This window comes from Bacillus sp. JK74, assembly GCF_053663395.1.
Map to the genome: position 1 here is coordinate 786,691 of NZ_JBSJQB010000001.1, position 13,941 is coordinate 800,631.

Sequence of the window (13,941 nt, forward strand, 5' to 3'; positions counted from 1 at the left end):
AAAATCAAAAAAGCCCGGGAGAGCACTCTTCATTAAAAGAGCAGAAACTCCCGGGCTTTTATCCCAACGTGTCACAGCAGGAACCTGCTGTGTGTTTTCTCTCGGTCCAGACCAATTCAGCATTGCGGAACCCTAGAAAACCACTGTTTTTTATGTTCAGTTTTTATATTATCTTTCAAGATTATACGGGAAATCACGAACATGTTCAACCACTCTTTTTTCAATAAACCTATGGAAAATGCGAACGATCTGCCGATACTAAAAAGGACCTTAAAATACATGACTAAAAAATCATTAAAATACTTTTTTTCTCAAAATATTATTGACTATAGGTTATTTTACAGGCATTATAGTATGTAGTTTTTAAGAAATAGTTTACATAGGAGGAAATATTATGGCAGGCAACCTGGTGTCTTGTAAGGCATGCGGCAAAGAAATCGCTAAAGGCGTTAAAAAATGCCCAAACTGCGGTAAAGATCAGAGAAACTTTTTCATGAGACATAAAATCATCACATTGCTTCTGGCAGTGGTGGTTATTATCATTCTCGTAAACATCGGCGGCGGAGGCGATTCTTCATCATCTAAAACTGCGTCTTCAAAAGCTGCGGAATCTAAAGAAAAACTGTATAACATCGGTGACACTGTTAAGACTGAGAAAACTGAAGTTACTGTTACCAAAGTGGAAAAAAGGGATTCAGTAGGCTCTCAATTTGTCGAGAAAAAAGCGTCTGACGGCGGCGTTATCGTAGCTGTTCAATACACGGTTAAAAATGTTTCAAACAAGCCGTTAAGCTCTTTCTCCATTCCAAGAGCGAAATTAGTAGATTCTAAAGGAACATCTTATGATTCAGATATTGATGCTTCTTCAAGCTATGCAACAGAAACAAAAGTAGACAACAGTAAAATTTTAAGTGACTTGAACCCGAACATTAAAGTGACTGACGTAAAAGCTTTTGAAGTTGATAAAGACGCATACTCTAAAGGCACTTGGAAATTAAAGTTCAGCAACGATGTTGAAGTGAAAATTAAATAATCATCATAACAAAAGAGACCTTCATCATTTGAAGGTCTCTTTCTTTTTACGCCTTTTGGTACCCGTTCACATTGGAGGACTGCCACTTCCAAGAGTCGGCGCACATTTCTTCAAGCCCGCGCTTTGCTTCCCAGCCTAATTCAGCCTTCGCTTTTGCCGGGTCTGCGAAGCATGCGGCGATGTCTCCCGGGCGCCGGTCGGCAAAACGGTACGGCACTTCTTTTCCCGATACTTTTTCAAACGCCTTGACCATCTCCAGAACGCTGTAGCCTCTTCCCGTGCCGAGATTATAGGCGTCGGCGCCCGTTGTGTTCAGCACCTTTTCGAGCGCTCTGACATGGCCCTCGGCAAGGTCAACGACATGGATGTAATCCCGCACGCCGGTGCCATCCTTTGTCGGATAATCATTGCCGAACACCTGCAATCGCTCAAGCTTGCCGACAGCGACTTGTGCGACGTACGGCATTAAATTATTCGGGATGCCGTTCGGGTCTTCTCCGATCCGGCCGCTCGGGTGCGCGCCGAACGGATTAAAGTAGCGGAGCAGCGCAATGCTCCATTCAGAGTCCGCATTATGCAGATCGCGTAAAATCTGTTCCAGCATCAGCTTTGTCTGCCCGTAAGGATTGGTGGCGCTTAAAGGAAAATCCTCAGTGATCGGCGTTGTTTCCGGAACGCCGTAAACCGTCGCTGAAGAACTGAAGACGATTTTTTTCACACCGTGTGCCTGCATGGCTTCACATAAAATAAACGTTCCCGTCAGATTATTATGATAATAACGGAGCGGAACAGCCACAGACTCACCGACGGCTTTTAATCCCGCAAAATGAATGACGGCTTCAATCTCATTTTCAGCAAACACCCGGTGAACGGCGTCACGGTCAAGGAGATCCGCTTCATAAAACACAAGCCCTTTTCCGGTAATGTCTTTCACACGCTCCAATGCTTCCGGTGAACTGTTTGACAGATTATCCAGAACCACGATGTCATAGCCGCCGTTTAACAGCTCGACACATGTGTGGCTGCCGATATAACCCGCTCCGCCTGTCACTAAAATCGCCATGAAGAAAGCCTCCCCTATTGAATGAATTGACCATATTATATCGGTTTTTTCTTCCTCAATCATCCATTTCCAAAAAGTTTAATCGTTTAGTCATCGTTTCTTCATAATTTATTTTCATTCGCGTAAAAAACAGAGCCCTCGATTCAAACGGGTTGTGAAATAGAAATCCCTCCCCCGCGCATGGTAAGATAAGACAAAGGAGATGACGGTATGAAAAATGAAATCATTGAACGCTTTACCTCTTACGTAAAAGTCGATACACAGTCTGACGAAAACAATGAAAACTGCCCTTCAACCCCCGGCCAGCTGACATTGGCCAACATGCTGGCAGATGAATTAAAGTCGATCGGCATGACAGAAATTACAGTCGATGACAACGGGTACGTCATGGCGACTCTGCCGGCGAATACGGATAAAGACGTGCCGACTGTCGGTTTTCTGGCTCACGTGGACACCGCGACCGATTTTACCGGGAAAAATGTGAATCCTCAGATTATTGAAAGCTACGACGGCCATGATATCGTTCTGAATGACAAACTCAATGTCGTCCTGTCGCCCGAGCAATTCCCGGAGCTTTCCCGCTATAAAGGCCAGACGCTGATTACAACAGACGGCACGACGCTGCTCGGAGCCGACAACAAAGCGGGCATTGCCGAAATCATGACGGCAATGGCGTACTTGATCAAACATCCGGACATCAAACACGGAACGATCCGGGTCGCGTTCACGCCCGATGAAGAAATCGGCAGAGGCCCTCACAAATTCGATGTCGGCCGCTTCAACGCCGCATTCGCCTACACGATAGACGGAGGCCCCCTCGGCGAACTGCAATATGAAAGCTTTAACGCAGCCGCCGCAAAGCTTACTTGTTACGGAAAAAGCGTCCACCCGGGGACGGCGAAAAACAAAATGGTCAACGCTTCAAAAATCGCGATGGAATTTCATCACGCGCTGCCGAAAGAAGAAGCGCCGGAATATACGGAAGGGTATGAAGGCTTCTATCATTTACTTTCCATGAACGGAGACGTTTCTGAAGCCGCCCTGTCGTACATCATCAGAGACTTTGACAGAGACCGCTTTGCAGAACGAAAAGAATATATGCAGAAAACCGCCGATGCGCTAGCGGCCAAATACGGCAAGGAAAGCATCAAGCTTGAACTGCGTGATCAATATTACAACATGAGAGAAAAAATCGAACCGGTCAAAGAGATAGTCGATGTCGCGTATCAAGCCATGAAAAACCTCGACATCGAACCGATTATCGAACCGATCCGGGGCGGAACCGACGGCTCACAGCTCTCTTACATGGGACTGCCGACACCGAACATTTTCACGGGCGGCCAAAACTTCCACGGAAAATATGAATACATTTCCGTCGATCATATGGAAAAGGCGGTAAACGTCATTGTTGAAATCGCCAGGCTCTTTGAAGAGCGCGCTTAAAACCAAAGCCCCCTGCTTTGGTTTTTTTCTTTCACATGAAACCTTTCCTTCTTTCTTTCCGTATATAAGGTATGAAATGGAAAGAAGGAGTGAAGACTATGGCAAGAGGGACTGTAGCGAAAGAATTGAAAAAAACCTTAAAAGACCCGCGTGTTCTGGAGACGAAATCAAATCCTTTTAAAAAACTGCGGAAAATGTTCAAACGATTTTTTTAAGATAACATCTCGTTTTCGTTAAAAAAATAAAGAAAGCGCTGTCAACTCGCAGTCATCTGTTAGAAGCAGTTATTTTGCATATCATACGGTTTTTTAGGGTACTGAATAACACAAGGCAAACGAAAACACTTAAGTAGTTAATTAGACACTTACAAAAAATAGTGAAAAAGTTATATAAACGTTCATCATTCATCATCCGATACAATCTATAGAACCACAACAAGAGAAAAATTTCTTCAACCCATAGTCATTTTTACGGAAAATGACGTTATTTTTTAAAAAAGTGACAATTGTTTGAATACTTTTCGTTTGTTTTTTCGTACAATAATAATACCAAAACTTTTTTTGGGAGGTATGTAAAATGATGCTACTTATTTTCGCTGCTTTGACAGGGTATCTTGTTTTCTCTTTCAGTAAGGACAACCGCCGGAAAACGCCAAAGACAAGCCCGCTGGTGACAGCTGCCGACACGAATAACATCATTGATTTAAATGCGATCCGTCAAAAACGCCGGATGCCGCTATCATAAAAACGACAGCTGCCGCAAAATCGGCAGCCTTTTTTTATGCACCCGGCCGATATGAAACCTTCCGCCTCCTTTTTTCGTACAACATAAAAAAGGAGTTTTTTTATGTACCATTTTTACATCAAAGAGCGAATGTTTACGTTTAAGAATCGTTTTCAAGTGTTTCTTGAAAGCGGAAAAGAAGTCTACAATGTTGAAGGAAAGCTGTTTTCATTCGGTGATGAACTGAAGCTGACTGATTTGGACGGCCGCACGCTCGCCAGCGTCAATCAGAAACTGATGTCGCTCGTTCCCCGTTACGAGATTTCCGTCAGCGGCAAACCCGTCTGCCAAGTCATCAAGAAAGTCACGTTTTTCAAACCGAAATTTGAAATTTCCGGACTCGGCTGGGATCTTACCGGCGATGTGTGGGGCCGGAACTTTCAAGTGACAGACGGAAAATCAAACCGGATGACCGTCACCAAATCATGGATGAGCTGGGGCGATTCCTATCATTTGCAGATTGAAAAGGAAGAGGATATTGCTCTTTGTCTTGCGATCGCCATCGTGATAGATATGATTCTATTTGAGGGTGACAAATAAAAATATTTATCGAAATATATTGACAATATGAGAAAACATACTAAGATTAAGAGTATTACAGTTTATTCTGAAAAATAGCATATTTCCTTATCAAGAGAGGTGGAGGGACTGGCCCTATGATACCCGGCAACCGCTGTTCAGCAGAATGGTGCTAAATCCTGAAGATAAGGTTGAGATTTGCGGACGCAAGCTCTTCCCTATCCGAGGGAAGAGTTTTTTATATTTCATCAGGAAAGAAGGAATCGTTCATGTCACAGCAAAACACAGAACAACCATTGCATACTCTTCTAAGAAAAAACCCGCCGTTTCGCGCGGATCAGGTCGGAAGCCTGCTGCGGCCGGCGGCTGTGAAGCAAGCCCGCCTGCAAAGAGCGGCGGGTGAGATTTCGGCAGAACAGCTGCGCGAAATCGAAAACAGAGAAATCATCCGCAGCGTGGAAAAGCAGAAAGAAACCGGCCTCAATGTCGTGACTGACGGCGAATTCCGCCGTGCCTGGTGGCATTTTGATTTTCTCGAAAATTTAGACGGGGTTGAGGCATTTACGCCTGAAAGCGGCATTCAGTTTCACAACGTACAGACGAAAGCGCGCGGCATTAAAGTAACGGGAGATATTGATTTTTCTCAGCATCCGATGCTCGAAGATTATAAATTCCTGCACAGCATTGCCGGCGATGCTGTTCCGAAAATGACCATCCCAAGTCCGAATATGCTGTTTTTCCGCGGAAAATTGGAAAAAGCGGCCTACCAGAATGATTACAAACAATTTCAGCACGATGTGTCAAAAGCGTATAAAAAAGCGATTCAGGCTTTCTATGACGCCGGGTGCCGCTACCTTCAGCTTGATGACACCGCATGGGCCGTTTTCTTATCGGAAGCGGGGCTTCGTCAGATTGAAGATTTCGGCACAACGCCGGATGAGCTGCGCAAGCTGTTTGCCGCTTCCATTAATGACGCGATCAAGGACCGCCCTGACGATCTGAAGGTTACGATGCATATCTGCCGCGGCAACTTCCAATCCACATGGACGGCTGAAGGCGGCTATGATGCAGCGGCTGAAACGATTTTTGACGGGCTTGACCTTGACGGATTGTTCCTGGAATATGATGATTCCCGCTCCGGCGGCTTTGAACCGCTCCGCTATGTCAAACGCTCTGATCTTCAGCTTGTGCTTGGATTGATTACATCAAAACATGGCGAACTTGAAGACAAGGACGCGATTAAACGCCGGATTGAAGAAGCTTCACAATATGTCAGCCTGGATCAGCTTTGCCTCAGCCCGCAATGCGGATTCGCCTCCACTGAGGAAGGAAACCTGATCACAGAAGAACAGCAATGGGCGAAACTTCATCATGTCGTCAGCATTGCCGGTGAAGTCTGGAAATAAAAAAAAGACACGCGATCAGCGTGTCTTTTCTGTTTACAGAGGACCGGTTCCGATTAAAATATCGATATCTATCGTAATATCCGCCGCTTTTCGGCTGATAAACCGCCGGATGCTTTCATCAGTACATTTCCATGTTAAGGGCGTCATTTTCACAAGCCGCTCGAGGTCAGGCTGCAATAAGGTCTTCGTGTAACACAGCCGTTTGCGCTCAAAGGTTTGAAAGCCCGCTTGGAATCGTCCGGCCGCAGAATCGGCGGTGTCATTCCGCCGAGGACTGTCTCCGAAGAAGAATTCCCTTACTTCCTTCAAATAATCACGCCGCGGCACCGCTTTAATGACTGTGCCGCCCTTTCGTAAAAGCCTGCTGCATTCCTTGTAATTCCAAGGTGATAAAACAGACATCACGACATCAAAACAGCTGTCGGCAAACGGCGCATCCGCCACATCAGCGACGGCAAAAACAAAATGATCCCCGAAGGCCTTTGCGGCATGCAGCACACCTTCTTTCGAGAGATCAATGCCGATTCCCGTCACGGAAAAAGCGGGCTGAAGCCATTTGCATACGGCGGCTAAATGAGTGCCTTCTCCGCATCCCGCATCCAATATCGCCGCCGTTGTTTGCGGAGATTGAATGCGGCTGATGATGGCGGCGATCTCCTTTTGAACCGGCCCAAAAAATTCCCGGCTGTCAAAAAGAGCGCGTCTCGCTTCGAACAGCTGCCTGTCATAGCGGGTTTTGACCGATTTATTGAGGAAATTCACATATCCTTGCTTTGATATATCAAATGTATGCCCGTGTCCGCACATCAAGCTTTTGTATTGTGAGACCGCCATGGCCGAACTGCATAGCGGACACCTGAATACGGACTGGCATGATTGCAGTAATTCCGCGCGTTTTCTTTTTATAGACGTCAATAAAAACACCTCATTCATTCGTTATTCCGATGAAATGAAAAAGGCATAGACAAATAAACCTCACTTAATTGGAAGTTTCAACCTATTTATCTATACCTCTCATTATCTGTAACGAATGAACTGAATGATCACGAAAATGACCCCTTTTCTGCCGTCTTTTGAAGGCGGTGCCCTCAGATCCATTTTATCAGCTGCATCCCGTCTTTACAATGAACCGGAACTGTTTTTCGGGGGCTTTTATACCTTTATTATCCAATTACTTGTGAACATCCTTTATTTTCTTTATTTATAATATAAATTTATTATTTTGAAAATATCTAAAAAGGTTGATTTTCAAAAATTGAAACGATAAAATACTGCTATCTCATGTAATATCGTTATTCTTGTATATGATCAGTAATATGGTCTGATTGTTTCTACCTAGTGCCGTAAAAGACTAGACTACAAGAAAGTTTGCATAAATTTGAACGAGTGAAAAGCATATGATGCTGTCAGTCTATTCTTTTCTTTTGGCTCTTATTTATCACACTTTCTGGCTTTCAGGAATTTGTGACGAATAAGAGCTTTTTTTATTTCCATAATACCCTTATAGGAGTTGCTCACATGTACTTTTTATTGAACATTGTCGGTCTCATTGTTGTCATGGCTGTTGTTTTCTTATGCTCACCCAACAAGAAGAAGATTAAATGGCGTCCGATTGTCATGCTCCTCGTCTTTGAGTTTCTGATTACTTGGTTTATGTTAGGGACAAAAGTCGGCGGCTTTGTCATCGGGAAGATCGGCGCGTTCTTTACATGGCTGATTTCCTGCGCCAGTCAAGGGATTGCCTTCGCCTTTCCGTCTGTCATGGCGAACCCGACGGTTGATTTTTTCTTCAGCGCATTGCTGCCGATTATCTTCGTCGTGACCTTCTTTGATATGCTGTCGTATTTCGGTATTCTGCCGTGGCTCATTGATAAAATCGGCTGGCTGATTTCTAAAATATCCCGTCTGCCGAAGCTGGAGAGCTTTTTCTCCATCCAGATGATGTTTTTAGGAAATACGGAAGCTTTAGCCGTCATCCGCCAGCAGCTTGCCGCCGTCAGCAACAATCGGCTTCTGACATTCGGGCTGATGAGCATGAGCAGCATCAGCGGTTCGATCATCGGATCGTACTTGACGATGGTTCCGTCCACTTATGTGTTTACAGCCATCCCGCTGAATTGCTTAAACGCGCTTTTAATCGCCAATATGCTGAATCCCGTGGACGTTTCTAAAGAGGATGATATTATTTACGTTCCTTCAAAAGCGGAGAAAAAAGACTTCTTCTCCACGATTTCTAACAGTATGCTTGTCGGCATGAACATGGTCATTGTTATTTTAGCGATGGTAATCGGATATGTGGCGTTAACGGCTGCGTTAAACGGCGTACTCGGACTGTTCATGCACGGTTTGACCATTCAAAAGATTTTCTCATACATCTTCAGTCCGTTTGCCTTCCTTCTCGGATTAGGCGTACATGACGCGATGTATGTCGCACAGCTGATGGGCATCAAGCTCGCGACGAATGAATTTGTGGCAATGGCCGATCTGAAAGGGCAGCTGAAATCACTTCCGCCGCACACGATTGCCGTGGCTACGACATTCCTGACATCATTTGCAAACTTCAGCACCATCGGTATGATCTACGGATCTTATCAATCTCTGCTTGATGGTGAAAAATCAGCCATCATCGGGAAAAACGTCTGGAAGCTGCTTGTAAGCGGAATTGCCGTTTCCTTATTGAGCGCGGCGATTGTCGGATTGTTTGTCTGGTAAAAGAAAAAAAGCGATACCGCTCCGTTTTGGAGTGATATCGCTTTTTTTTATTGATAGACGGATGCAGGCACGAAAACGTCCCGGATTCCTGCCGCGTACGGTCCGAGATCATATTGTCCGAACACAACGGCAATGCCGTTTTTCGTAAAGAAGAAAGGTCTTTCGTTATTGAGGATGATCTCTTGTTTTTTGACGTCCTGGTCAAACAGATCGTTATGTTTCTTAATGTAGCCGTAAAGATAGTCTCTCGTTTTGTTGGCTTTCGTTTTTGTATTCAGCACATCATTGAGTGTGACCCGATTTTTTGCGGCCAGGTCGTAATTAAAGGTCTGAACGGCTGTCAGCCCGTGTGCGCCGCCTGTGTAACTGTAGTTTTCCGTCTGAATGCTGAGTTTGCCGCCTTGATTATACTTCACCTTGAAATCTGCCTGGTATTCCGCTTTGTAGCCTTGTTTTTCACCGTCTTTTTTGTTTTTTACATATTCTTTGTACGAGTTTTCAATATAGCGTTTGAAGTCCTGATTGATTTTCTTTTCAAAAGATGCGTTTCCCGTATTTGTGACCTCGGGGTAGGTCAGCTGCTTTACATGCTTATACGTCTGGCTTTTGACGACGGGCTTTGCGGTTTGCGCGGCCTCTGCTGAAGGCGCGAAACCTCCGAACGGCGCGGCTGTCAGGACGGTTAAGAGCACGGCCGCCATCATTTTGAATGCCTTTTTCATCACAACTCCTCCTTTTCATTACCGTTCCCTTTTTGAAAACGGTTTACACTCTATAGACAGCGCAGATCAGCAAATTGTTTCTGGGCCTTCTTTCACATTTTCTCCATGAAAAAAGAGACATGGAAAATCCACGCCTCTTTTACCGTGAAGGTCTTTGCGCAATGGCTTCATAAACGGCTTCCGCCAAATCGGAGTTGCCGAACATCTCCAAAACGCCGATGACGGTTTGATCAGGAATCGGTTCTGATTCCTCCTTCGGCACGACAAGCTCTTCAGCCGTTTTTCGCAGCTCTTCGTTTAAAGGCTGTCCGGGGTAAGCCTTGCTGTAAATGGCCATCGGATCAAGGTCATGATTGACACACCATTGGGCGAACACCAAAATCATCATGTTTTCGTCACGCCGGTAATATTCTTCAAGTTGTTTTTCGGTAAACGGCTTCACTATCAATCGCTCCTCCAGAAAATCTACCCCTAAGATACACAAACACAGGGCGGAAGTAAACCAAAGAGGGTGAAACTATTATTTCATCAACCCGCCTGCTTTAAATAGCGCATGCCCTGACTCTCTAAAACTGTTGTCTGAATGTCCAGGACAGCGGAAGATACGGATTTGTACGGAAGCAATTTTCGTTTTCTCCCAATATTCTTTCACAAGAAAAAAGCGCCCCTCTCATCAAAGGCGCTTTTTCATTCTTATACGTTTCTGTCCCAATGCCGATGCTCAGCCACGGCTTTCAGAAATTGTTCATGGTTTCCGTCCGGAACAAGACCGGGGCCGCTTTCGGTTCCGGCGGCGAGGGCGAGAAGTTCTTTTCCTTCACCGGAGGCGCCGATCGCTTTGTAATGGCTGAAAGCTTCGTTGACGAAGTCTCTGGCCGATTTTTGGGCTTTGAGGCTGTCTGTGCTTTGTTTTCCGCCCGGAATAAAAACAGCGTCGTACAGGACGGAATCCGCTGTCAGGAAAGTGGCTGACGCTTTCAGCTCCGTACCGTTTTCTCCCTTGACGGTTCCCAGCGCGGGGCTGATGATATCGGCTCTGACTCCCGCCTGTTTGCATGCGTCAAGCACTTGTTTGACTTTCTCATCAGAAAACCCGTGGTCGGTTAAAACCGCAACCTGCCTTGTCGCTGCCGTCTTCACCGTGTTTTCCTGGCTTAAGGCCGGGGAAGTGAACGTTTCATCAGATTCACGGTCCTTCGGCGGCGGGTTCACGCCGATTCCTTTCGCAACACGCTCGGCAAGCCCGGCGTCGACGTGACTGAAGACGTCAACCACCTGCTGCTGCACATCCTTGCTGTTCACTTTTCCGACCTCAAAACAGAACGCGGAGATGATATGTTCTTTTTCGGCGGGAGACATGCTGTTCCAGAACATCTTGGCCTGAGAAAAATAGTCATTGAAGCTCTCACTGCGCTGGCGGATTTTTCTGCCTTCTACTTTTTCCTGGTAATGAACGTATCCGCCTTCTTCTTCTGAGGCCGGTGACGGATCATTGTTCTGCAGGGAATTTTTATGATAGGCGACAGAGCCCTTATTAATCGTCATCCGGTGGTAGCCGTCGTATTGGTTGTTATGGAACGGGCAGACCGGCCGGTTGATCGGGATCTCGTGAAAATTCGGCCCGCCAAGACGGATGAGCTGTGTATCTGTATAAGAGAAAAGCCGGCCTTGAAGAAGCGGATCATTGGTGAAATCAATGCCCGGCACGACATTTCCCGGGTGAAAGGCGACCTGTTCCGTTTCCGCAAAGACATTGTCCTGATTGCGGTCAAGGGTCATTTTTCCGATCAGCTTGACGGGAACCAGTTCCTCCGGCCACAGCTTCGTCGGATCAAGGATATCGAAATCAAATTTAAATTCATCTTCTTCGTCAATCATCTGAACACCGAGCTCATACTCGACTTTGCCGCCGTTTTCAATCGTTTCCCATAGGTCGCGGCGGTTGAAATCGGGATCTTTCCCGGCAATTTTCTGCGCTTCATCCCATACGAGGGAATGAACGCCGAGCACGGGTTTCCAGTGGAATTTGACAAAGCGCGCTTTCCCTTTCTCGTTGACGAAACGGAACGTATGCACACCGAAGCCCTCCATCATCCGATAGCTTCGCGGGATGCCGCGGTCAGACATCGTCCACATGACCATGTGCGCGGATTCAGGATTGTTTGCGACAAAATCCCAGAACGTATCATGAGCCGTCGCAGCCTGCGGCATTTCATTGTGCGGTTCCGGTTTTATGGCGTGAACGAGATCCGGGAATTTGATCGCGTCCTGAATGAAGAACACCGGAATATTGTTTCCGACGAGGTCATAGTTCCCTTCTTCAGTATAAAACTTCGTCGCAAATCCCCTGGCGTCACGGACGGTGTCAGCTGACCCCTTGGAGCCCGCCACTGTTGAGAAACGGACGAAAACAGGTGTTTTGACGGACGGGTCCTGCAAAAATTTCGCCCGTGTATATTCCGTCATCGGTTCGTACACCTGAAAATGCCCATGAACGCCGTACCCGCGTGCATGAACAACCCGTTCCGGAATCCGCTCGTGGTCAAAGTGCGTCATTTTTTCACGAAAATGAAAATCCTCCATCAGCGTGGGGCCGCGGACGCCCGCTTTTAAAGAATGCTCATCCTCAGACACGCGAAGCCCCTGATTGGTCGTCATTTTTTTGCCGCTGTTATCAGACCGGTACTGCTCCAGCTGTTCGTCCTTTGAGTGTTCATTTACTCGTTTGTTTTGATCATCACTCATGTCAGTTCCCCCTTCTAAAACGAAACATTCTACAGCACATTTACCCGCGGCGTTCTTCAAATAAACTGCTGATCCGCTCATTAGGATTTTAGGTCTGTATTTACATATGCGGTCATACACATTTTGAAATAAGCCCTTTTCACAGAAACAAAATGTGAAAACGCTTACCAAAACAGCTGTTGAACAGGGGAGGTCATATCGTGCTTGCCATACTCGGTTTTGTGATGATGATTGTCTTTATGTATCTTATTATGTCTAACCGGCTTTCCGCTCTTATTGCTTTGATTGTCGTTCCTGTTGTGTTTGCCCTGATCAGCGGATTTGGCAAAGATCTCGGCGGGATGATGATTCAGGGCGTTACAGACCTCGCTCCTACCGGGATCATGCTGTTATTCGCCATCCTGTATTTCGGCATTATGATTGATTCAGGTCTGTTTGATCCCCTCATTGCCAAAATCCTATCGCTTGTCAAAGGGGATCCGTTAAAAATCGCCATCGGCACAGCGGTTCTGACGATGACCATTTCGCTGGACGGAGATGGGACAACAACGTATATGATTACGATTGCGGCAATGCTGCCCCTTTACAAACGGCTCGGCATGAACCGTTTGGTGCTGGCGGGGATTGCGATGCTCGGTTCGGGAGTCATGAATATTATTCCGTGGGGCGGGCCGACGGCGAGGGTTTTGGCTTCCTTGAAATTGGACACGTCAGAAGTTTTTACGCCGCTGATTCCCGCTATGATCGCCGGCGTTCTCTGGGTGATCGCCGTTGCTTATCTCCTCGGAAAAAAAGAACGGAAGCGGCTCGGCATCATTTCAATTGAACACGCGCCGTCTTCTGATCCGGAGGCGGCGCCGCTGAAGCGTCCCGCTCTCCAGTGGTTTAACCTGCTGCTGACTGTTGCTCTGATGGCCGCGCTGATCACCAGCCTGCTTCCCATCCCTGTTCTTTTTATGATCGCGTTCGCCATCGCCTTGATGGTCAACTATCCAAATGTCAAAGAGCAGCAGAAACGGATTTCGGCGCATGCGGGTAATGCGTTAAACGTTGTCTCAATGGTGTTTGCGGCAGGCATATTTACAGGCATTCTCTCAGGCACAAAAATGGTCGATGCGATGGCGCATTCTCTCGTTTCCCTCATCCCTGATGCCATGGGCCCGCATCTGCCGTTGATCACGGCGATTGCCAGCATGCCTTTCACCTTTTTCATGTCGAATGACGCCTTTTACTTCGGTGTTCTTCCCATCATCGCCGAAGCCGCTTCCGCTTACGGAATAGACGCCGCTGAAATCGGAAGAGCCTCCTTGCTGGGACAGCCGGTGCATCTGCTCAGCCCGCTTGTGCCATCCACCTATCTATTGGTCGGAATGGCAGGCGTCAGCTTTGGCGACCATCAAAAATTCACTATTAAATGGGCCGTGGGGACAACGATTGTGATGACGATTGCGGCGCTTTTGATTGGGATTATTTCGTTTTAATTAAAAAAGGATTTCCGCTGGCGGAAATCCTTTT

12 protein-coding genes and 3 riboswitches are annotated in these 13,941 nt (G+C 46.5%); of the genes, 7 read left to right on the forward strand and 5 right to left on the reverse strand.

Going from position 1 to position 13,941, the window contains the following annotated elements; all coding sequences use genetic code 11:
* Positions 1–45: 45 nt before the first annotated feature.
* A riboswitch (guanidine-I (ykkC/yxkD leader) is annotated at positions 46–147 on the reverse strand.
* A 346-nt stretch (positions 148–493) separates the two neighbouring features.
* A complete protein-coding gene (locus ACWJJ5_RS03975) occupies positions 494–1,033 on the forward strand; it encodes a DUF4352 domain-containing protein (RefSeq protein ID WP_146277428.1) in 540 nt (179 codons plus the stop codon).
* A 46-nt stretch (positions 1,034–1,079) separates the two neighbouring features.
* Here the strand turns inward: ACWJJ5_RS03975 and galE are convergent, their stop codons facing one another.
* Entirely contained in the window at positions 1,080–2,096 is a 1,017-nt protein-coding gene (gene galE / locus ACWJJ5_RS03980; protein WP_017418596.1) for a UDP-glucose 4-epimerase GalE, read from the reverse strand.
* Positions 2,097–2,306: 210 nt separating this feature from the next.
* Between galE and pepT the strand changes: the two genes are divergently transcribed.
* The 4 genes from pepT (at position 2,307) to ACWJJ5_RS04000 (ending at position 6,247) form a co-directional block, all read left to right on the forward strand.
* Positions 2,307–3,539: a peptidase T gene (gene pepT, locus ACWJJ5_RS03985; protein ID WP_014419238.1), complete on the forward strand. Its 1,233-nt coding sequence runs from the start codon at positions 2,307–2,309 to the stop codon at positions 3,537–3,539.
* Positions 3,540–4,115: 576 nt separating this feature from the next.
* Complete coding sequence (locus tag ACWJJ5_RS03990) at positions 4,116–4,283, forward strand: hypothetical protein (protein ID WP_003150808.1); 168 nt, start codon at positions 4,116–4,118, stop codon at positions 4,281–4,283.
* Between the two features lie 102 nt (positions 4,284–4,385).
* Complete coding sequence (locus ACWJJ5_RS03995; protein WP_044052789.1) at positions 4,386–4,862, forward strand: LURP-one-related/scramblase family protein; 477 nt, start codon at positions 4,386–4,388, stop codon at positions 4,860–4,862.
* 84 nt (positions 4,863–4,946) lie between these two features.
* Positions 4,947–5,033: riboswitch (SAM riboswitch) on the forward strand.
* Positions 5,034–5,110: 77 nt separating this feature from the next.
* On the forward strand, positions 5,111–6,247 hold the full coding sequence (locus ACWJJ5_RS04000; protein WP_265210199.1) for a 5-methyltetrahydropteroyltriglutamate--homocysteine S-methyltransferase: 1,137 nt from the start codon (positions 5,111–5,113) through the stop codon (positions 6,245–6,247).
* Positions 6,248–6,280: 33 nt separating this feature from the next.
* On the opposite strand, the gene ACWJJ5_RS04005 is transcribed toward ACWJJ5_RS04000, so the two are convergent.
* The gene (locus tag ACWJJ5_RS04005) at positions 6,281–7,162 is read right to left on the reverse strand and encodes a methyltransferase domain-containing protein (protein ID WP_454022211.1); all 882 of its coding nucleotides are present in this window, start codon (positions 7,160–7,162) and stop codon (positions 6,281–6,283) included.
* A gap of 363 nt (positions 7,163–7,525) precedes the next feature.
* Positions 7,526–7,626: riboswitch (purine riboswitch) on the forward strand.
* A 139-nt stretch (positions 7,627–7,765) separates the two neighbouring features.
* On the opposite strand from ACWJJ5_RS04005, the gene ACWJJ5_RS04010 reads away from it, so the two are divergent.
* Positions 7,766–8,959: a NupC/NupG family nucleoside CNT transporter gene (locus tag ACWJJ5_RS04010; RefSeq protein WP_003150774.1), complete on the forward strand. Its 1,194-nt coding sequence runs from the start codon at positions 7,766–7,768 to the stop codon at positions 8,957–8,959.
* A gap of 47 nt (positions 8,960–9,006) precedes the next feature.
* Here ACWJJ5_RS04010 and ACWJJ5_RS04015 read toward each other — a convergent pair whose 3' ends face one another.
* From ACWJJ5_RS04015 to ACWJJ5_RS04025, 3 genes are all read right to left on the reverse strand, one after another.
* The gene (locus tag ACWJJ5_RS04015) at positions 9,007–9,681 is read right to left on the reverse strand and encodes a DUF3298 and DUF4163 domain-containing protein (protein WP_095318285.1); all 675 of its coding nucleotides are present in this window, start codon (positions 9,679–9,681) and stop codon (positions 9,007–9,009) included.
* 139 nt (positions 9,682–9,820) lie between these two features.
* A complete protein-coding gene (locus ACWJJ5_RS04020) occupies positions 9,821–10,069 on the reverse strand; it encodes a hypothetical protein (RefSeq protein WP_046341506.1) in 249 nt (82 codons plus the stop codon).
* A 305-nt stretch (positions 10,070–10,374) separates the two neighbouring features.
* Positions 10,375–12,426: a catalase gene (locus ACWJJ5_RS04025; protein ID WP_230014663.1), complete on the reverse strand. Its 2,052-nt coding sequence runs from the start codon at positions 12,424–12,426 to the stop codon at positions 10,375–10,377.
* Positions 12,427–12,626: 200 nt separating this feature from the next.
* Between ACWJJ5_RS04025 and citH the strand changes: the two genes are divergently transcribed.
* Positions 12,627–13,907, forward strand: a complete 1,281-nt coding sequence (gene citH, locus ACWJJ5_RS04030) for a citrate transporter CitH (RefSeq protein ID WP_077723043.1) — start codon at positions 12,627–12,629, stop codon at positions 13,905–13,907.
* Positions 13,908–13,941: the final 34 nt, after the last annotated feature.